Origin of the sequence: Azohydromonas lata, from assembly GCF_034427735.1 — a bacterium.
Taxonomy (GTDB): Bacteria; Pseudomonadota; Gammaproteobacteria; order Burkholderiales; family Burkholderiaceae_C; genus Azohydromonas; species Azohydromonas lata.
Genome location: NZ_JAXOJX010000015.1, coordinates 1 through 20712 on the forward strand (window position 1 = coordinate 1; position 20712 = coordinate 20712).

At 71.8% G+C, this 20712-nt stretch carries 12 protein-coding genes and 1 pseudogene; 9 read left to right on the forward strand and 4 right to left on the reverse strand.

Going from position 1 to position 20712, the window contains the following annotated elements:
- The 9 genes and pseudogenes from SM757_RS11185 to SM757_RS11225 form a co-directional block, all read left to right on the forward strand.
- A pseudogene (locus SM757_RS11185) lies at nucleotides 1-3098 on the forward strand (hypothetical protein); the annotation flags it as partial.
- Nucleotides 3099-3164: 66 nt separating this feature from the next.
- On the forward strand, nucleotides 3165-7433 hold the full coding sequence (locus SM757_RS11190) for an OmpA family protein (RefSeq protein ID WP_322465532.1): 4269 nt from the start codon (nucleotides 3165-3167) through the stop codon (nucleotides 7431-7433).
- Nucleotides 7434-7619: 186 nt separating this feature from the next.
- Nucleotides 7620-7853 (forward strand): hypothetical protein, encoded by a 234-nt coding sequence (locus SM757_RS11195; RefSeq protein ID WP_322465533.1) that lies wholly within the window; start codon nucleotides 7620-7622, stop codon nucleotides 7851-7853.
- A gap of 193 nt (nucleotides 7854-8046) precedes the next feature.
- Nucleotides 8047-8181: a hypothetical protein gene (locus SM757_RS11200; RefSeq protein WP_259375532.1), complete on the forward strand. Its 135-nt coding sequence runs from the start codon at nucleotides 8047-8049 to the stop codon at nucleotides 8179-8181.
- Between the two features lie 6 nt (nucleotides 8182-8187).
- Nucleotides 8188-8973: an SDR family oxidoreductase gene (locus tag SM757_RS11205; protein WP_322465534.1), complete on the forward strand. Its 786-nt coding sequence runs from the start codon at nucleotides 8188-8190 to the stop codon at nucleotides 8971-8973.
- Between the two features lie 318 nt (nucleotides 8974-9291).
- Nucleotides 9292-10518 carry a glycosyltransferase family 4 protein gene (locus SM757_RS11210; RefSeq protein ID WP_322465535.1) on the forward strand — a complete coding sequence of 409 codons (1227 nt, stop codon included), beginning with the start codon at nucleotides 9292-9294 and terminating at the stop codon, nucleotides 10516-10518.
- A gap of 10 nt (nucleotides 10519-10528) precedes the next feature.
- On the forward strand, nucleotides 10529-12409 hold the full coding sequence (locus tag SM757_RS11215) for a type I secretion system permease/ATPase (protein ID WP_322465536.1): 1881 nt from the start codon (nucleotides 10529-10531) through the stop codon (nucleotides 12407-12409).
- A gap of 13 nt (nucleotides 12410-12422) precedes the next feature.
- Nucleotides 12423-13748, forward strand: coding sequence for an HlyD family type I secretion periplasmic adaptor subunit (locus SM757_RS11220; RefSeq protein ID WP_066339864.1), 1326 nt, complete (start codon nucleotides 12423-12425; stop codon nucleotides 13746-13748).
- A gap of 299 nt (nucleotides 13749-14047) precedes the next feature.
- Nucleotides 14048-14656, forward strand: a complete 609-nt coding sequence (locus SM757_RS11225) for an alpha/beta fold hydrolase (protein ID WP_322465537.1) — start codon at nucleotides 14048-14050, stop codon at nucleotides 14654-14656.
- Between the two features lie 45 nt (nucleotides 14657-14701).
- Here SM757_RS11225 and SM757_RS11230 read toward each other — a convergent pair whose 3' ends face one another.
- The 4 genes from SM757_RS11230 to SM757_RS11245 form a co-directional block, all read right to left on the reverse strand.
- On the reverse strand, nucleotides 14702-16942 hold the full coding sequence (locus tag SM757_RS11230) for a M10 family metallopeptidase (protein WP_322465538.1): 2241 nt from the start codon (nucleotides 16940-16942) through the stop codon (nucleotides 14702-14704).
- Nucleotides 16943-17096: 154 nt separating this feature from the next.
- The gene (locus tag SM757_RS11235; RefSeq protein ID WP_322465539.1) at nucleotides 17097-19199 is read right to left on the reverse strand and encodes a calcium-binding protein; all 2103 of its coding nucleotides are present in this window, start codon (nucleotides 19197-19199) and stop codon (nucleotides 17097-17099) included.
- Nucleotides 19200-19387: 188 nt separating this feature from the next.
- On the reverse strand, nucleotides 19388-20302 hold the full coding sequence (locus tag SM757_RS11240) for a DMT family transporter (RefSeq protein WP_322465540.1): 915 nt from the start codon (nucleotides 20300-20302) through the stop codon (nucleotides 19388-19390).
- On the reverse strand, nucleotides 20299-20616 hold the full coding sequence (locus SM757_RS11245) for a putative signal transducing protein (RefSeq protein ID WP_066339876.1): 318 nt from the start codon (nucleotides 20614-20616) through the stop codon (nucleotides 20299-20301). Before SM757_RS11245 ends, SM757_RS11240 begins: the two co-directional genes overlap by 4 nt.
- Nucleotides 20617-20712: the final 96 nt, after the last annotated feature.

The following is a 20712-nucleotide window of genomic DNA, read 5'->3' on the forward strand; positions in this document are numbered from 1 at the left end:
TGGAGCTGGCCGGCGCGCCGGTGTTCACGGTCACGGGCGGCACCTTCGTGCCGGCCGCGCCCACGTGCACCGCCGGCGGCGGCAGCGTCACTTGCGACCTCACCACCATGCCGGCCAGCGGCACGGCCACGGTGCGCATCCCGGTGCGGCTTGCGGGCGATGTGGCCGGCGCGGCGGTGTTCACCAACACCGCCAGCCTGGTGACCACGGGTTCCGTGGACACCAACGGCGGCAGCAACCCGGGCGCGGGCAACAACTTCAGCAGCGGCAGCGTCAGCGCCGCGTCCCAGGCCGACGTGCAGGTTGCCAGCAAGACGGCCGTCGCCTCGGGGACATCCGTGTCCAAGGCCACCGCCGTCGCCGGCGAGGCGTTCGACTGGCTGGTGGCGGTGAGCAACAACGGCCCGCAGGCGGCGCAGGCGGTGCAGTTCGCCGACGTGCTGCCCAGCGGCATGGTGCTGGCCGGCGCGCCGGTGTTCACGGTGACGGCGGGCACCTTCGTGCCGGCGGCGCCCACGTGCACGGGCGCGGCCGGCGGCGCGGCCGTGGCTTGCGGCATCACGAGCATGCCCTCCGGCGGCACGGCCACGGTGCGCATTCCCGTGCGCCTGACGGGCACGCCGGCGGCGGGCACCGTGTTCGCCAACACGGCCAGCATCGTCACCACCGGCACGCTGGACACCAGCGGCGGCGCCGATCCGCGCGCGGGCAACAACTACGGCACCGGCCGCGTCACCGTCACCACCACGCCCAAGGCGGACGTGCAGGTGCTCAGCAAGGTGGCGGTTGCTCCCGGCACGACCACGGCCAAGGCCACGGCCTTGCCTGAGGAAAGATTTGAGTTCCTCGTGCGCCTTGCCAACAACGGGCCCGAAACCGCTGTGCGCGTGCGCTTCAGCGACACGCTGCCCGCGGGCATGGTGCTCACCGGCACGCCGGTGTTCAAGGTCACCCAGGGCAGCTTCCTGCCCGCGGCACCCACGTGCTCCGGCGTCAGCGGTGGCACCGCCGTGCTCTGCGAAATCTCGCAGATGCCCGCCGGCGGCACGGCCGACGTGCGCATCCCCGTGATGCTCACAGGCGACCTCAACGTGGGCGACAAGCTCACCAACACCGCCACGCTGGTGACCCTGGACACGACGGACACCAACGGCGGTACCGACCCCTTGGGCGGCAACAACTTCGGCCGCGGCAGCGTCACGCTGCAGTACCCCTTCCCGTACTCGTCGGTGAGTGGCCGCGTCTGGTTCGATGCCGATCACAACCGCAGCTACAACCCGTCCTCGGCCAACGCCAGCGAGATCGCCATCCCCGGCTGGACGGTGGAGCTGGCCAACTGTCCGCCCGCACCCACGCAGTGCACGACGGACAACGCCACGGTGGTGCTCACCACCACCAGCGGCAGCCAGGGCGAATACGTCTTCAACGACGTGCCGGCCGGACGCCACGTGGTGCGCTTCCGCAACCTGCAAGGCCACCTCGTGGGCGGCGTGTGGCCCACCGACCCGGCGCTCAACCGCAGCGGCGGCCTGCTGCCGACCCAGACGGGCAGCCTCAACGCCGACTCCATCAAGCTCTACGCCGGCCTCACGCAAGCCGTCGTCCACCAGGACCTGCCGCTGGATCCGGGCGGCGTGGTCTACGACAGCCTGTCCGCCGCCCCCGTGGCCGGCGCCACGGTGCGCATCACCGGTCCCGCGGGCTTCAACCCCGCGGTGCACCTGCTGGAAGGCACCAACACGGTGGTGACGCCGGCGTCGGGCGAGTACCGCTTCATGCTGATGCCCAGCGCGCCGGCGGGCGTTTACACGCTGACGGTCACGCCGCCGGCGGGCTACCGCGTCTCCTCGCTCATCCCGCCCGCGGAAGGCACGTTGAGCATGCAGGACTGCACCGCGCCAGGCGTCACGCTGCAGGACCAGGACCACATCGACCCCTGCACCGTCTCGCCGCAGAGCAGGCCGGCGCTTCCCATCACGGCGCCGTACTTCCTGAGCACGTTCTATCCGGGCACGGGCCGCTCGGCGCAGAGCATCGTCAACAACCACCTGCCGCTGGACCCCGACGGCTCCGCCACGCACCTCATCGAGCTGCGCAAGACCTCGCCCAAGCTCACGGTGAAGAAGGGCGAGCCCGTGCCCTACAGCATCACCGCGCGCTACACCGGCACCGCGTCCATGGGCGGCGTGCTGGTGCTGGACGCGCTGCCGCCGGGCTTCAAGTTCATGGACGGATCGCTGACGGTGCAGTCGCTGCCCAACGGGCCGGTGCAGCCCGCGCGCGCACTGCTGCAGGGTCGCCAGCTCACGCTGGAAGGCGTGCACTTCAACGCGGGGGAAACCAAGCGGATCCAGATGGTGCTGGCCGTGGGTATCGGCGTGAGCGAGGGCGACTACGTCAACAGCGTGGTGGCCCAGCGCGCCGGAGCCGTCGTCTCCAACAACGCCACGGCCTCCGTGCGCGTGGTGCCGGACGCGCTGCTGGACTGCACCGACGTCATCGGCAAGGTCTACGACGACCGCAACGCCAACGGCTGGCAGGACGAGGGCGAGCCCGGCCTGCCCAACGTGCGCATCGCCACCGTCAACGGCCTGCTGGTGAACACCGACGCGCTTGGGCGCTACCACATCGCCTGCGCCGCGGTGCCCAAGGACGGCACGGGCTCCAACCTCGTGCTCAAGCTCGACGAGCGCACGCTGCCCTCGGGCTACCGCGTCACCACCGAGAACCCGGCGGCCGAGCGCATCACGCGCGGCAAGGCGGTGAAGGTCAACTTCGGCGCCACCGTGCACCGCGTGGTGCAGCTGGCGCTGCAGTCCGCCGCCTTCGACGACGGCGCGCTCACGCTCAAGGCCGAGCACGCGCCGCGCCTGGAGCAGGCCCTGGCGGCGCTGCGCGAGCGGCCCTCGATCCTGCGCCTGGCCTACGAGGCCGGCGCCGGCGAGGACGCCGCGCTGGCCGACGCCCGCCTGGCCGCCGTGCGCGAGCTGCTGCTGCAGCGCTGGCGCGCCGAGGGCCAGGCCCAAGGCCAGGCGCTGTTCAACCTGGACATCGAGGTCGAGCGCGTGTCGGCCTCCACCCCGCCCACGCGGCGCTGAGCGGTGGAGGCCCCTGCGATGAAACCCCTGTTCGGTTCCCGTCCCCGTTCCCGTCCCGTCCCCGGCATGACCTCTGTACTCCTGCGCCGCGCGGCGCTGCCCCTGGCCGTGGCCGGCGCCTGCCTGGCCATGGGCCTGGCGGCCCAGGCCGCCCAAGGCGGCCCCTCAGAAGCAAGCTGCGACGCGCAGGAGCGCGGGCGCTTCAGCGACCGCTGCGCCGCCGACCCGCGGGCCCGCGAGATCGACGGCGTGGACCACCTGCCGGCCACTGCCGAGCGTGAGCTGCCCAAGCTCACCGTGCTGCTGGGCGACGAGCGCGCCCCGCGCGTGGAGCGCATCGAGCGCAGCGCCACCGAGCCCGGCGCGGCCGTCACGCGCAGCGACCGCCACACGCCGCGCTTTGCCAGCGGCGAGGACGCGCTGGCCGAGGGCGACCGCGCGCGGCTGGACGCCGTCGTGGCCCAGGTGCGCGGCCGAGCGGGGCTGCGCTTCGAGATCGTCGGCCACACCGACCCGCAGCCCATCGCGCCGGCATTGCGAGCGCGCTTCCCCGACAACCAGGCGCTGGGCCTGGCGCGCGCGCAGCGCGTGGGCCGCTACCTGGTGCAGCAGCTGGGCCTGGACGACGGCGCCTTCCAGGCCACGTCCCGGGGCCCGGACGAGCCCGCGGCCGCGCCGGCCGCCGACCGCGCCAACTGGCCCACGAACCGCCGCGTCGAAGTGCGCGTGTACTGGCAGGAGCAGGCGCCGCCGCGCACCGTCGCGCTGCCGGCCGAAGAGAAGCGCGTGGACCCCACGGTGTGCGCCGCGCTCACGCCGGCGGACCCCGCCGACGTGCCCGTGCGCATCACCGTGGACGGCCAGCCGCTGGAGAACGCCGGCATGTCCAGCGCCGACCACCAGCGCTGCACCGACGTGCGCCTGGAGCACGACCGGCTGCGGCTGCAGTACGACGGCCTCTCGGCCCAGCGCCGGCTCAACGCCACCGCCTGGCCCGCCGCGGCCGTGCCGGGCCAGACGGTGAGCTTTGCCGGCTACAGCAACTACCGGCTGTACCTGGTGCGCGCGGAGCTGCGCATCTTCCGCGCCGACGGCGCGATGCAGCCGCAACTGCTGGAGACCGTGCCGCTGGACGCCGCGCTGCGCGCGCAGTGGCGCGTGCCCGCGGAGCTGGCCGAATTGGCCGGTGCCACGGCGGCGCAGCCGCGGCTGTTCTACCGGCTGCGCGTCTACGACCGCGCCGGCCGCTTCGACGAGACCGACGACATCGTGCTGGGCCTGGCCGAGCGCCGCCGAGCGCAGGACGAGGAGAGCCCGGCCGCGCTGGCCAAGCGCCTGATGGAGGCCTACGGCAGCTCGCGGCTGGCCGTGGCCAACATCGCCGTGCGCGGCGGCACCGTCACCGCCAGCGGGCAGGGCATCGCCAAGGACCAGCGCGTGCGCGCGCTGGGCTTCGAGGTGCCGGTGGACGACAACGGCCGCTTCGCGCTGCAGGAGCTGGTGCCGCGCCAGGTCAGCAGCGGCGAGATCGCCGTCATCGACGCCGACGGCCGCGAGCAGGTCTACCGCCGCGTCTTCGAGTTGCCCAAGCAGGACTTCTTCCTCGTCGGCCAGGCCGACCTCACGCTGGGGCGCAACCACATCAGCGGGCCGACGGCGCTGGTGGCGGCCGACAAGAACCGCTACCAGAACGACGTCTGGAGCGAAGGCCGCATCGCCTTTTACGGCAAGGGCCAGCTCGACGAGCGCTGGACGCTCACCGCCAGCGTCGACACCGAGGAGCGCGCGCTCAAGGACATGCTGCGCAACCTCGACCGCAAGGACCCCGCCTCGCTGTTCCGCCGCATCGACCCGGTGGACAGCTGGGGCACCTTCGGCGACGACTCCACCACCGTCGAGGACGCACCCACCCAGGGCCGCATGTACGTGCGCGTGGACGACGGCCGCTCCCACGCCCTGTGGGGCAACTACAAGCTCACGCTGGGCCAGGACACGACGCTGTCGCAGGTCAACCGCGGCCTCTACGGGCTGCACGCCCGCCACGTGGGCGACGAGACCACGGCCTTCGGCGACGCGCGGCTGCGCGTGGACCTCTACGCCGCCGAGCCCGGCACGCTGGCCGCGCGCGAGGAGTTCCGCGGCACGGGCGGCTCGCTGTACTACCTGCGCCACCAGGACGTGAGCCGCGGCGCGGAGAAGGCCTATGTGGAGATCCGCGACCGCGACTCCGGCATGGTGCTGCAGCGCCGCGCGCTCATCCCGGGCTCGGACTACGAGGTGGACTACCTGCAGGGCCGGCTGCTGCTGACCTCGCCGCTGGCCAGCACGGCCGACGCCAGCGCGCTGCTGGCCACCCTGAGCGGCTACGCCGGCCAGCCCGTGTACCTGGTGGTGGACTACGAGTACCTGGCGGCCAGCAGCGCCTCGCTGGACACGCTGGCCACCGGCGGGCGCGTGGCCTGGTGGGCCAGCGAGGGCGTGCGCCTGGGCGTGACGGCCTCGCGCCAGCGCCAGACCGGCGGCGACCAGCGCCTGGCCGGCGTGGACCTGCTGCTGCGCAAGAGCGAGCTCAGCTACGTCAAGGCCGAGGCCGCGCGCAGCGACGGGCCGGGCACCCTGACGCTGCAGTCGCTGGACGGGGGCTTCAACTTCGGCGGCGCGGCGCTGGGCGAGGGCGTTGCGGCCAACGCCTGGCGCGTGGAAGGGCAGGCCGAGCTCTCGGAGTTCGAGCTGGCCGACCACGGCCGCGTGGCGGCCTACGCGCAGCAGCGCGGCGCGGGCTTCTCCGCGCCGGGGCAGCTGGCCACCAACGAGACGCGCCAGGCCGGCGCCTCGGCCACCTTCCCCGTGGGCGAGGCCACCGAGGTGCGCCTGAAGGCCGACCACAAGGACGAGGTGCACGGCTACAACACCGACGCCGCCGAGGCCCACGCCGCCCGCCGCCTGGACGAGCACTGGAGCGTGAGCGCCGGGCTGCGCGTGGACCGCAAGGGCACGGACGCCGTCAACACCTCGCCGCTGCTGCCCACCACGGGCGTGGTGCTGGGCGAGCGCACCGACGCCGTCGCGCGGCTGGAGCACGACAGCGGCGAGGGCTGGGGCCTCTACGGCTTCGTGCAGAAGACGCTCAACCGCAGCGGCACGCGCCAGGAGAACGACCGCGTGGGCCTGGGCGGGCGCTACCAGGTCAGCGACCGGCTGGCCCTGCGCGGGGAAGTCTCCGCGGGCGACGGCGGGGCCGGGGGCAAGGCGGGCGCGGACTTCCAGTACGACGACCGCACCAACCTGTACATGACCTACGCGCGCGACACCGGGCGCACCGACGAGACGCTCAACGCCCGCGGCGCGGCGCTGGTAGGCGGCGTGAAGTCGCGCGTCACCGACCACCTCAACGTCTACTCCGAGCAGCGCCAGAGCTCCGGCGTGCAAAGCGGGCTGGTGAGCGCCTACGGGCTGCAGTGGGCCGTGGACGACCGCTGGACGCTGGGCGCCTCGGCGGAGCAGGGGCGCATCGAGTACGAGAACGCCGGCGCGCTCAAGCGCGAGGCGCTGGGCCTGACCGTGGGCTACGTGCACGACGGGCTGCGCTGGGCCGGCGGCGCCGAGACCCGGCACGACGCCTCGGCGCTGGAGACGCGGCGCAGCTGGCTGCTCAAGAACTCCGCGAGCCTGCAGGACGGCCCCGACGGCCGCTGGCTGGGGCGGCTCAACTGGGCCGACAGCAACAGCAGCTCCGGCGCGCTGGCCGGGGCCAAGTACACCGAGGCGGTGCTGGGCTACGCCTGGCGCCCGGTGGCCAACGACAGGCTCAACCTGCTGTTCAAGTACACGTGGCTGTACGACCTGTCCTCGCCGGGGCAGCTGGCCGCGGGCCAGAGCGGCAGCGGCCTCACGGGCACCACGGTGGCGGGCACGCTGCCCGTGGTCAGCGGCACGGGGGTGGACTTCCAGCAGCGCAGCCAGGTGCTGGCCGTGGACGCGATGCTCGACCTCAACGCGCGCTGGAGCGTGGGCGGCAAGCTCGCGCGCCGCGTGGGCGAGCTGCGCCCCAGCCGCGACGACAGCGCCGCGTGGTTCAAGAGCACGGCCGACCTGGCCGTGGTGCGCGTGGACTGGAAGCTCGTGCGCCAGTGGGACTGGCTGCTGGAGCTGCGCAGCTTGCGTGCGGCCGAGCTCTCCGAGCGCAAGAGCGGGCTGCTCACCGCAGCCTACTACCACGTCAACGAGAACGTGAAGGTGGGCCTGGGCTACAACTTCACCGACTTCTCCGACAACCTCACGGACCTGAGCTACCGCAGCCGCGGCCTGTTCCTCAACGTGCTGGGCAAGTTCTGAGACCGCTGGCCAAGGGCGGTGGCGCCAGCCGCCGCCCTGAAGCCTAAAGGCCAGACGCTGCAAGTGGGCATTACGCCGCGCCTGCGCGCTTGCCGTGAGGGCCACGGGGCCAAGGCGCATGAATCCATCGGTTACGCTTTTCTTCCGGGCTCAAGTCCTGAGCCATGCTGTTTCATCGGAGTGTTCATGAAGCGAATCATTGCCCTGGCCGCCGCCGCTTTGCTTGGCGTCAGTGCCCAGGCCGCCACCAGCCACCACGCCGCCCACGGCGCTGCCCTGTCGGCCAAGAGCGCCAAGACCGCCAAGGCCCAAAAGGCCGCCCACGCGCACAAGAGCGGCAAGGCCGTCATGGCCCACAAGCACGGTGCGCAAAAGCACCTGGCCAAGACCCAGCGCAAGGGCGCTCACAAGCACGCCTGACGTCCAGGCCGCGCCGCGGGCCCTGCCTGCGGCGCCTTGTACGGCGGCCCGCTGAAGGTGGCCGCCTTGCCCGCGCCGGTTCTTGGGCGGTCGCTGCCCGCTGCCACGGCGCGCACCTTCGCCCCTATAGGGATATAGGGATGCTCATGCCGGCCAGAGGGCGCACAGCCCGGCCGTGGCGGCGCAGGCGGGCATGATCGGCCCTTTGGCCGCCATCGCCCTGGGCGTACTGCTTCCGGGCAAGCCCTTTTCCATGTGTTCCATGGGGCGGGTGGCCGGTACGGCGCGGATGCCGCTGGTCATCGCGCCGCTGGACAAGCGGAGGTAAGGGCACATGGATCTGGGAATTCAAGGCCGCTGGGCACTGGTGTGCGCGGCCAGCAAGGGTTTGGGCAAGGGCTGCGCGCGCGCGCTGGTGCAGGAGGGCGTGAACGTCGTCATCACCGCACGCGGCGAGGAGGCGCTGCAGCGCACGGCCGAGGAGCTGCGCGCCCTGGCGCCGCCGGGCGTGCAGGTGCTGGCCGTGGCCGGCGACATCGCCACGGCCGAGGGCCGCGCCGCCGCGCTGGCGGCCTGCCCGCAGGTGGACATCCTGGTGAACAACGCCGGCGGGCCGCCGCCGGGCGATTTCCGCGACTGGGACCGCGAGGCCTGGATACGCGCGCTGGACGCCAACATGCTCACGCCCATCGAGCTGATGAAGGCGGTGGTGGACCCGATGATGGCGCGCGGCTGGGGCCGCGTGGTCAACATCACGTCCGCGGCGGTGAAGGCGCCCATAGACATCCTGGGCCTGTCCAATGGCGCGCGCAGCGGGCTCACCGGCTTCGTCGCGGGCCTGTCGCGCAAGACGGTGGCGCGCGGCGTGACCATCAACAACCTGCTGCCCGGGCCCTTCGACACCGACCGCATCCGGCAGACCCTGCAGGGTGCCGCCGCCAAGAGCGGCCGCCCGGTGGAGGAGATTGCCGAGGAGCGCCGTGCGCAGAACCCGGCCGGGCGCTTCGGCACTGCCGACGAGTTCGGCGCCGCCTGCGCCTTCCTGTGCAGCGTGCACGCGGGCTACATCACTGGGCAGAACCTGCTCATGGATGGCGGGGCGTATCCGGGCACGTTCTGAGCACGGACGTTGCGGGCGGAAACCTTGCGGGCGGGAGCCGTCTGAAGCCGGTTTCCTTGGCTTTGACGGCCGCAGCGCGTCCTTGGCGTGAACTCTGGCGCCTTTCCCGGCGCGCTCTTGTTGCGCGGCAAGCTGCTTGAAATTACCGACGTTTACACTCGCCGCGCCCTGAGGTGACCGGAGGCTGGTCCGGCCCTCGCGATCTCGCGCGGCCGGGGTTGGCCTGATGCGCCGGCCGCTTCATTTCCACCATTGGTTCTCAGTTCGTGCTGCCGCCCGCTGGCCGGGCCGGCGGTGCCGCCGCGGTTTTCGGCTTCCATGCGCCTGCTGTTCATTCACCAGAATTTCCCCGGCCAGTTCAAGCTGTTGAGCGCCGCGCTGGCCGCGCGCGGCGATTGCGAGGTCGTGGCCCTGGGCTCGGCCGAGCGCGTGCGCGGGCGCACCTATGCGCGCGGCGTGAAGGTGCTGGGCTACCCCGACCGCGCCCCCGGCCCGGAAGACGGCCGCCACACCCACCATTACCTGCGCGAGCACGAGCGCGCCGTGCGCCGCGGGCAGGACGTGGCCCGCGCCCTGTTGGAGCTGCATCGCAAGGGCTTCACGCCGGACGTGGTGGTGGCCCACCCCGGCTGGGGCGAGAGCCTGTTCGTCAAGGACGTGTTCCCGCGCGCGCGGCTCATCAACCTGTTCGAGTTCTTCTATGCCGGCAACGGCGCCGACGTGGGCTTCGACGCGGAGTTCCCGGTCAACGAGGACGACAGGCTGCGCCTGCGCATCAAGAACAACACCCAGCTCCAGGCGCTGGCCTACTGCGACCAGGGCCTGAGCCCGACGCAGTGGCAGCGCTCGCGCTTTCCCGAGCGCTTTCATCCGCTCATCGAGGTGCTGCACGAGGGGCTGGACCTGACCCACCTGCGCCCAAACCCCGACGCGCGCTTCACGCTGCCCAATGGCCGCGTGCTCAGCCGCGGCGACCGGGTGCTGACCTACGTGGCGCGCAACCTGGAGCCGTACCGGGGCTTCCACGTCTTCATGCGCGCCTTGCCGCAGCTGCTGGCGCGCGAGCCTGATCTGCAGGTGGTGGTGGCCGGCGCCACGGGCGTGAGCTACGGCTCGGCGCCGCCCAAGCCGCACGCCACGCACCTGGACTGGCTCGTGGCCGAAGGCGGCCGGCCCGACCCCGAGCGCGTGCACTTCACCGGGCCGCTGCCCTATGGCGAGTACGTGAAGCTGCTGCAGGTCTCCAGCGTGCACTGCTACCTCACGTACCCCTTCGTGCTGTCGTGGTCCATGCTCGAAGCCATGGCCTGCGGCTGCGCGGTGCTGGGCTCGGCCACGCCGCCGGTGCAGGAGTTCATCGAGGACGGCGTCAATGGCCGGCTCCTCGACTTCTTCGACCAGGCCGCGCTGCGCGACGGCGTGAGCCGCCTGCTGCGCGAAGACACCCGCGCGCTGCGCGAGCGTGCCCGCGCCACCGTGGCCGAGCGCATCGATTTCCACCGCCACGTGCTGCCGCGAGCCCTGCAGCTGCTGGGCCTGACCTGAGCCACTTTCCATGACCCGACCCGCGACCCCCCAACCGCCTTCCGCGGCCGCCGCAGCTTCCACCGGCGAGATCGCGCAGGTGCTGCGCGGCCTGCGCGCCAGCATGCTGGCCACGGGCAGCTTCAGCTTCGTGCTCAGCGCGCTGCTGCTGGTGCCTTCCGTCTACATGATGCAGGTCTACGACCGCGTGCTGGGCAGCCGCAACGAGATGACGCTGGCCATGCTCACGCTGCTGGCCGCGGGGCTCTACGCCGTCTATGCCGCGCTGGAGTACTTGCGCTCGGCCGTGCTGCAGCAGGTCAGCCACGCCATAGACAACAAGCTGTCCTCGCGCGTGTTCGAGGCCGCCTTCAGCGACGCCGCGCGCTCGCGCGGCGGCAACCCCAGCCTGGCGATGAACGACCTCACCACGGTGCGGCAGTTCGTGGCCGGCACGGGGCTGATCCTGCTCTTCGACGGCCCCTTCGCGCTGGTGTTCATGGCCGCGGGCTTCATGATCGACCTGTGGCTGGGCCTGTTCCTGGTGGGCTCGTGCATCGTGCTGCTGCTGCTGCTGTGGTGGAGCGAGAAGCGCACGCACGCCCCGCTGCAGGAGGCCAACAAGCTCAACGCCCGCGCCTCCGGCTACATGAACAACAGCTTCCGCAACGCGGAGGTGATCCAGGCCATGGGCATGTTGCCGGCCGTGCAGCGGCGCTGGCAGAAGATGGGCGACCAGGCGCTGGACCTGCAGGCCGAGACCAGCGCCGCGGCCGCGCGCATCACGGCCGTGACCAAGTTCGTGCGCATCTTTTCGCAGTCGCTGGCCTTGGGGCTGGGCGCGCTGCTGGTGCTCGAAGGCCGCATGACGGGCGGGATGATGATTGCCGCCTCCATCCTGCTGGGCCGCGCGCTGTCGCCGCTGGAGATGCTCATCGGCGCCTGGCGCCAGATCGTGGCCGCGCGCGACGCGCAGCAGCGCCTGGAGCAGTTGCTGGCCGTGTCGCCGCCACCCGCGCAGCGCATGACGCTGCCGGCGCCCGCGGGCAAGCTGACGGTGGAAAACGTCTCCGTGGCCGCGCCGGGCTCGCAACTGGCGCTGCTGCGGCAGGTGAGCTTCAGTGCCGAGCCGGGCGAACTGCTGGCCATCATCGGCCCAAGCGGCGCGGGCAAGTCCACCGTGGCGCGCGTGCTGGTGGGCGTGTGGACGCCGCAGGCCGGCAAGGTGCGGCTGGACGGCGCGGACCTCGCCACCTGGCCGCGCGAGCAGCTCGCGCCGCACATCGGCTTCCTGCCGCAGGACGTGGAGCTGTTCGAGGGCACGGTGGCCGAGAACATCGCCCGCCTGGCCGAGCCCGACAGCCAGGAGGTGGTGGCTGCCGCCCAGGCCGCGGGCATTCACGACATGGTGCTGCGCCTGCCCCAGGGCTACGACACGCCGGTGGGCCCGGGCGGCGCGGCGCTCTCCGGCGGCCAGCGCCAGCGCGTGGGCCTGGCGCGCGCGCTGTACGGCAAGCCGCAACTGCTGATCCTGGACGAGCCCAACGCCAACCTCGACGACGTGGGCGAGAACGCGCTGGCCGCGGCGCTGGCCGGCTGCAAGGCCCGCGGCGCCACGGTGGTGGTGGTGTCGCACCGCACCACGCTGCTGCGGCTGACCGACAAGATCCTGCTGATGCGCGACGGCCAGGTCGCCGCCTTCGGCCCGCGCGACAAGGTGCTGCAGGCGCTCAACGCGCAGCAGCCGCAGGGCGGGGGAGCTGTGCAGGCGCCGCCGCAGGGCGCGGCGCCGGCCGCCCCGGTGGCCCCGCAGGGCGCGCCGTCGAGCTTCGTTGTCGTACAGGGCGCGCAGGGTGCGGCCGTTGTCCCGGCCCCCGTGGCCGCCGGCCCGCGCCTGGGCTCTCCCGTTTGAAGGCAGTCCCCAGATGCTGAACCGATTCATTGACGCGCTGTCGCGCGATCCGCAATCGCGCCGCGACGGCAATCCCTGGCCGGCGATCCGCCTGGGCCTGGGCGTGGGCGTGCTGGGCTTTGGCGGCTTCCTGGCTTGGGCGGCGCTGGCGCCGCTGGACCAGGCGGTGCCGGGCATGGGCATGGTGGCCGTGGCCGACCAGCGCAAGGTGGTGCAGCACGTCAGCGGCGGGCGCATCGATTCGCTGCACGTGGCCGAGGGCGACAACGTGCAGGCCGGGCAACTGCTGCTCAAGCTGGACGTGCGCCAGATCCAGGCCGAGCTGGACGCCGCGCAGGCGCAGCAGGCGCTGGCGCGCGCGGCGCTGGGCCGGCTCGAAGCCGCCGCCGGTGGGCGCGACCGGCTGCCCGCCTCGGCGCTGCCCGCGGACGCCCGTTTCCAGGCCATAGGCGTGGCGCAGCAGTCGCTGCTGCAGGCGCAGCAGGGTGCGCGCCATGCCGAGCTGCAGCAGTTGCAGGCCAGCAAGGCGCAGCTCGAAGCCGAGCTGGAGGGCCACCGCCGCCTGGCCGCGGGCTACCGCGACCAGCTCGCCATCCTGCAGCAGCAGCGCGACGCGCTGGTGGAGCTGGTGGCGGAGGGCAACTATCCCAAGCTGCGGCTGCTAGACCTGGACCGCTCCATCTCCGAGCTCAAGACCAACATCGCGCACAGCGAGTCCGACGCGCTGCGCACGCAGCGCGGCATCGAGGAGTCGGCGGCCGCACTGTCGCGGCGCCAGCGCGAGCAGGTGCGCGACCTGGAAACCGAGCGTGCCACGCTGGTGCACGACGAGGCCGCGCTGCAGGCGCGCGTGGTGTCGCTCACCACGGGGCTGCAGCAGGCCGAGCTGCGCGCGCCCGTGGCGGGCCAGGTGGTTGGGCTGGCGGTGCACACCGTGGGCGGCGTGGTGGCGCCGGGCGAGCGGCTGCTGGAGATCGTGCCGCAGGACAACGCGCTGCTGGTGGAAGCCAAGCTGCCGGTGAACATGGCCAACAAGCTCAAGGTGGGCCAGTCGGCGCAACTGCATTTCTCCAGCAGCGACCGGGTGAGGTTGCCCGACCTCAACGGCGAGCTGCTCACCGTGTCGGCCGACAAGCTGGAGGACCAGCGGTCGGGCACGCCCTACCTGCTGGCGCGCATCACCATCCCCGACGGCGAACGCGCCAAGCTGCCCACCGTGAACTCCCCGCTGCGCGCGGGCATGCCGGTGGACGTCCTCGTGCGCGTGGGCGAGCGCAGCTTCCTGGACTACGTGCTGGAGCCGCTGAGGGCGCGGTGGAGGCAGTCGCTCACGGAGTGAGCGCGGCGGCACGCGAAGCGTGCCGGGCAGGTGTCGGGAAATCGGAAAGCTGTTTCCTGATTGATTTTGAAGAATCCCTCATGAGTATTTCATGGGGGATTTTGTTCTTGGGGCTTGTATTTAAATAAGTTTTTGCGGTGGTGGGCGGGACGCAATAGGGAGGCCGCAAATGAAAGGCGTCACCGGGTTGGTCGCTTCGTTGCTTTACGGCATAGGCATGCGTCCGCCTAAAAATGCGAGAGCTTTTGTGTGGCTAATAATTCAAGAAAACCTGCCGTTATAGGATCCGAGGAATTTCAATGAAAAATCCTGAAAAAATAATATTCCTCCCCGGTGCCACCGGCCGCGCCGATTTCTGGCAGCCCATGTCTGATCACGTGAACCATCCCGCGCAAAGGAAGCTGCTCGGTTGGCCGGGCTTCGGCGACGTGCCGGCGCGCTCGGACGTGCAAGGTTTCGACGGCCTGGTGGACTTGGTGCTGGCGGAAATCGACCGCCCCTGCGCGCTGGTGGCGCAGTCCATGGGCGGGGCGGTAGCGCTGCGCGCCGCTCTGGCGCGGCCGGCGCTGGTGACGCACCTGGTGCTGTGCGTGACCTCCGGCGGCGTGGACATGGCCGGCGTCGGCGCGCAGGACTGGCGCCCGGACTTCTTCGCCGCCAACCCATCGCTGCCGCGCTGGTTCGAAAGCTATGCCGAAGACCTGGCGCCGCGCCTGGGCGCGGTCACGGCCCCGGCGCTGCTGCTGTGGGGCGACAACGACCCCATCAGCCCCGTAGCCGTGGGCCAGCGGCTGCAGGGGCTGCTGCCCAACGCGCGGCTACACATGCATCCCGGCGGCGGGCACGACCTGGCGCATCGGCACGCGCAGGTGCTGGCGCCGCTGGTGGACGCGCACCTGCGCGGCTGAGCGGCGCGCTCGCGCGACGGGCTCAGGCCCGGCGCGGTTGCGGCATCAGGCCAGCCACAGGCCGGCGGCGCTCAGGCTGCTCACGCCGGTGAGCTTGAGCACGAATTCGGCGTCGCGGTCGGTGTCGGTGTTGGCGGTGAGCAGGTGCGCTGCGGCATCGAAGTGCAGTTGCCCCGGCGCGCTGAAGGCCACGCTCAATGCGACGAGGCCGCTGAAGTGCTGCACGCCCGCGATGGAAGCGTTGGCGTCCACGTCGCGCAGGTCGATGCGGTCGCCCTGCGCGAGGCTGAAGTCGGAGATGACGTCGCAGGTCGTGGCCGTCGCGCCGCTGTCGGCCAGGGCGTTGAAATCGAACGTGTCGGCGCCCGCGCCGCCGGTGAGCGTGTCCAGCCCGGCGCCGCCGGCCAGGGTGTCGATGCCCGCGTCGCCCAGCAGCACGTCGTTGCCGCCGCCGCCCTGCAGCAGGTTGGCGCCCGCGGTGCCGGTGAGCCTGTCGTTGAAGGCCGAGCCGGTGAGGTTCTCGATGGCGGTGAGGGTGTCGGTGCCCGCGCCGCCGGTGTTCTGGGCAAGGGCCGTCAGCAGGCTCACGGTGACGGCGGCGGTGGCCGCGGCGTAGCTGGCCGTGTCGGCGTCGGCGCCGCCGTCCAGCGCGTCGTTGCCGGCGCCACCGTCCAGGGTGTCGTTGGCCGCGCCGCCCAACAGCGTGTCGTTGCCGGCGCCGCCCTGCAGCAGGTTGGCGCCGGCGGTGCCGGTGAGCTTGTCGTTGAAGGCCGAGCCGGTGAGGTTCTCGATCGCGGTGAGGGTGTCGGTGCCCGCGCCGCCGGTGTTCTGCGCGGTGCCCGGCAGTAGGTTCAAGGTGACGGTGACGGCGGCGGTGGCCGCGGCGTAGCTGGCCGTGTCGATGTCGGCACCGCCGTCCAGCGCGTCGTTGCCGGCGCCACCGTCCAGGGTGTCGGCGCCCGCGCCGCCCAACAGCGTGTCGTTGCCCGCGGCGCCGGAGAGCACGTTGGCGGCGGCGTTGCCGGTGATGCGGTTGGCCAGGGTGTTGCCGGTGCCGTTGATGGCGGCCGAGCCCGTGAGGGTCAGCCACTCCAGGTTGGCGCCCAGGGTCCAGGTCACGGAAGACTGCACCGTGTCGATCTCGGTGGCGGCGGTGGCGGTCTCGGTCACGGTGTCGCCGGTTGAATCCACGGTGTAGACGTCGTTGCCGCTGCCGCCGGTGAGCCGGTCGCTGCCGGCGCCGCCGTCCAGCGTGTCGTTGCCCGCGCCGCCCTGCAGGCTGTCGTTGCCGGCACCGCCCAACAGCAGGTTGGCGGCGTCGTTGCCGATGATCTCGTCGGCCCCGCTGCCGCCGGTGGCGTTCTCGATGACCGTGCCGTAGGCGATCCAGACGTTCTTCACGCCGGTTTGCAGCACGCCGCTGTAGCTCTCGATGTTGACGGCCTGGCCCAGGCGGCTGGCCTGGCCCTCGCGCAGGTCCAGCAGGCCGCCGAGGGTGCTGTCGTAGCGCAGCGTGTCGGTGCCGCCGCCGTCCCAGATCGTCTGGTGGTAGGTGGCCATGCCGGAGAAGGCATAGGTGGTGTTGGCGGCGTTGTACTGGCGGTTGGCGCCGTACAGCGTCTGGATGGCCGCGACGTCCAGCAGCATGGGCGTGGTCGGCTCGAAGGAGTACCAGGTGTCGGTGCGGCCGGGCAGCGCGGAGTAGCTCATGACGGTGAGCGAGCGCGTGTTTTGCGAGGCGGCAATGAGCTGGGCGTTGCTGCTGCCGGCTTCGAAGGGGTGCTTGAGGCCGATCGCGTGGCCGATTTCGTGGATGGCGGTCTGGTATTCGTAGCTGCCCGGCGTCCAGGGGTCGGTGCGCGACGTGCCCTGGGTGTCGAACCAGACGTCGCCGGCGGCGGCGGAGTCGGAGGGCCCGTAGGCCCAGGCCTGCGCGTCGCTCAGGTTGGAGAAGGCGAAGCGCAGGTCGCCCACGGCGGAGGCGGTTTCCGTCACTTCGTTGAAGCGCAGCCCGCTGACGTTGGTCCAGGCGGCCAGCGCCGTGCGCACCGCGGCGCGGTTGTCGGTGGACAGCGCGGCATAGCCCGGGCTCCAGGGCTCCGCGGTGGTGTTGCTGCGCGGGCCATAGCCGCTGTTGGGGTCGGTGGACCACGCGGAGCCCGACCCCGCAAAGCTGTAGGAGAGGTTGGCGGTGGCCCAGCGCTGCCCGTCGATGAGGCTGTTGACGTCGGTGCGGCTGGACAGCGGCGCGCTGTTGTTCGCGGACCAGCCGGTGGGGGTGGGCATCTGTGGGCTTCCGGGTCTCGTTGTTCCATCCCGCGGCGGGACGGGCTGGACCTCTATTCGACCGGCGGGCCCGCGGCTTGAGGCCGCGGCGTGCTGCCGGCGTCAAAAAGCCGCCGCACACGCCGGGCCGGCCTGCGCGGCAGCGATAGGCGCGTCAAAGCACGAAGTTGGCGGTGCTCAGCGAGGCCACGCCGGTGAGGCGGATGGCGAACTCGCTGGTCGCGAAGTTCAGGTCGGTGTTGCCGTAGAGCACGCCGCCCACGAGCTTGAGCTGCGCGGGCGCCGTGAAGTTGGCCGTGGCGGCGATGACGGCGGTGAAGGCGTCGTTGCTGCCCGCGGCGTTGGCGGTGTTGGCGTCCAGCGCGGAGAGGTCGATGAGGTCCTGGCCGGCGACGAAGTCCGTGATCACGTCGCACGTGGCGCTGGTGTTGCCGTTGACGTCGGCCAGCAAGGCGAAGACGAAGCGGTCGTTGCCTGCGCCACCGGTGAGCGAGTCCTGGCCGGCGCCGCCGTTGAGGGTGTCGTTGCCCGTGCCGCCTTCGAGCGTGTCCGTGCCCGCGCCGCCGAGCAGCACGTCGTTGCCGAAGTCGCCGCGCAGCAGGTCGTTGCCGGCGCCGCCGTCGAGGCGGTCGTCGTCGGTGTAGGCGGTGGTGGGGTTGGTCAGCACCGTGGTGGAACCGGTGTAGCCATAGAGACGGTCGTTGCCGTCGCCACCCGACAGGGTGTCGTTGCCGTAGTAGCCGCGCAGTTCCTGGAAGCCGGCACCGCCGGTGAGCGAGTCGTTGCCCAGGCCGCCCTGCACGCCGTAGACGCCGCTGAAGGTCACGGTGCCCAGGCCACCGTCGGTCATGCCGTAGGCGGCGGTGCCGGCCGAGGCGCTGGTGAAGGTGGCGATGACGGACGGCGTGCTGCCGGTGAGCTTTTCCACGCCCATGGAGGCGAAATTCACGCGCGTGGCGCCGTTGCCGATGACGGTGTCGTTGCCGCCCGTGGGCCGGTACTCGTTGAACGCGGTGGAGGCCAGCGTCTCGCCGCTGGGCGCGCCCACGATGCAGTCGCCGTAGTTGGCCGAACGGCCCGTGGTGGCATTGCTCAGCGTGAAGCCGCGGGCGTCGAACACGTCGTCGAGATAGGTGCCGCTGACGGCTTCGATGCCGCGCAGCGTGTCGGTGCCCACCACGATGGCGTCGCCGGTGACGATGCCGCTGGCCAGGTTCACCGTGACGCCTTCGGACATGGGCTGGCCGGTGTTGTATTCGGCACGGTCCAGGCCGGTCTTGCCGTCGATGAGATCGTCGCCGCCGTTGCCCCGGAAGCGCTCGGCGCTGGCGTCGCCCCCCACGGTGGACGTGGCCGCGAAGCCCAGCGTGTTGACGTGGCCGCCGCCGACCAGGGTGTCGTTGAAGTTGCCTCCGCGGATGCCGCTCACGCCCGAGGCCTGGGTACCGGTACTGACACCGTAGCCGCTGGCGCCCGTGGAGGCGGTGTAGGCCAGCACCACGGCCCCCTTGGTGCCGCCCAACGCCTGCTGCGACGCCAAGCTCAGGCTCAGCGAGCCCGCCGCGTTGCTGTAGTTGAGCACCGTCTCGCCGTTGCCCGTGATGACGTCGGCGCCGTTTTGCGTCGTCAGCAGGTTGAAGCCGTCGCCCTCGGAGTTGCGGTTGACGCTGGTGGCGCCGAAGCCGGTGGCGTCAATCGTGTCGACGCCGTTGGTGCCCACGATGATTTCCACCTGGCGCAGCGTGTCCACGCCGCCGGCGCTGCCGTCGACCTTGACCTTGGTGGCCGTGCCGGCGGCCAGGCTCACGTTGACGCGGCCAAAGTCGCCGTAGTTGGCGCTGTCCAGGCCGCCCATGCCGTTGATGGTGTCGTTGCCCAGGCTGGCGCGGAACTCCTCGGAATCGCCCCAGCGCTCGCGTCCGGTGATGGAGTCGTTGCCTGCCGTGCCGACGATGGTGTCCACGCCCACCAGCGTGTCCGTGCCCAGCAGCGTGCCGGCGGCGTTGTACTTGGCCACCGTGCCGGCCTGCAGGTTGGCCACGATGCGGCCCACGCTGCTGTAGTTGACGGTGTCGTAGTCGTTGTAGCCGTAGCGCCAGTAGGCGGCCGATGCGGCGAAGCCGGCATTGATGAGGTCGCTGCCGCCGCTGGCGAAGATGGTGTCGCTGCCGTTGCCGGTGCTGATGGTGTCGTTGCTGGCGGTGACGCGCGAGGCATCAATCATGTCGCCAAAGGCGGTACCCAGAATCTTTGCCACGGTGCTTCCCTCGAATCTGCTGTTGGTGGGCTGGACGCCGTCGCGCAGCACGCGTCAAAACGGCGGGCACTGGGTTTCCTTGGGCAGGAAACCAGCGTTTTCAGTGTATCCAGAGGTTTTGAGCGCAGGCATGGGGCGTCGGCGTGCGCCGATGCATGTAGCGCAGCGTGTGGGCTCGTGAAGTTGCCTCAGCCGCGCCGCCCCGACACCGCGATGCCCGCCAGGATCAGGACGAAGGCCGCCCCGTGGTACCAGCGCGGGGGCTCGCCCAGCACGGCCGCCGACATCAGCGCGGCGAACAGCGGCGTGAGGTTGCTGAAGAAGGCCGCCAGCGCCGGCCCGGCCGTGGCCACGCCCAGGCCCCAGCAGCGGTAGGCCAGCACGGCCGGCCCAACGGCCACGTAGGCCAGCGCCGCCCAGGTCCAGCCGCGGTCCCAGCGTATGGCGTAGGTGCCCGCGGCCTGCTCCAGGGCGGCGGCGGCACCCGCGCCCAACAGGCCGAACAGCACCTGCAGCAGCAGCGCCTCGGCCCAATGCCAGGCAGGCTTGTGGTCGCCGCGCATGGCGCCCGGCGGGCGCGCCAGCAGCCAGCTGTAGAAGGCCCAGGCGATGATGGCCACGATCACGTACAGGTCGCCGCGCACGAAGCGCACGGAGAGCAGCGCGTGGGGGTCGCCCCGCGCGATCACGAACAGCACGCCCGTGAGCGACAGCAGCGCGCCCAGGATCTGCTTGGGTCCCGGGTGCTCGCGGTAGAAGAGGGCACCCACGGCCAGCATCCACACCGGCATGCTGGAGGCGATGAGCGTGACGTTGATGGGCGTGGAGCTCACCAGCGCCAGGTACTGCAGCGCGTTGTACATGCCCACGCCCAGCGTGCCGGTGAGCAGCAGGTAGGGCCAGCGTGTGCGCAGGTCGCCCGGCGCGCGCAGCACGCGCCAGCCCAGCGGCAGCAGCAGCAGCGCGGCCAGCACCCAGCGCAGGAAGTTCATGGTCAGCGGCGGCACGCTGCCCACCACCAGGCGGCCCACCACGGCGTTGCCGGCCCACAGCAGGGGCGGCAGCGTCAGCAGCAAGGCGGTGCGGGGGGACAGCCGCGTCACAGTGCGTCTCCCTGCGGGCGCAGCGCGCCGCAGTTCCAGCACTGGCCGAAGGGGCCGTCCACCTGCTCGCCGCAGGCGGCGCAGCGCCAGTGCTGGGCGGGCAGGTTCTGCTGCGCCCGCAGCAGCGCGCGGGCCTCCTCCAGGCGGTCGTCGTCCATCACCCAGACCTCCGGCAGCGCCTGGTCCGGCGGGATCTCGCCGGCGATGCTGCCGGCCCAGGCGCGCTGCACTTGGGCGTCCACGCCGCACTGCGTCAGCAGCTCGGCCCACAGGGTGGCGATGGCGAGGTTGGGGGCGGTGGTGAGGCGGCGCATGGAGCAGCCGCGTGAAGCGGCCGGTACGTCAGGGCATGGCACCATAACCGGCTGCCGGCGCGCATGCCGGCCGGCGCCCGCCGCGTGGCAAGGCCC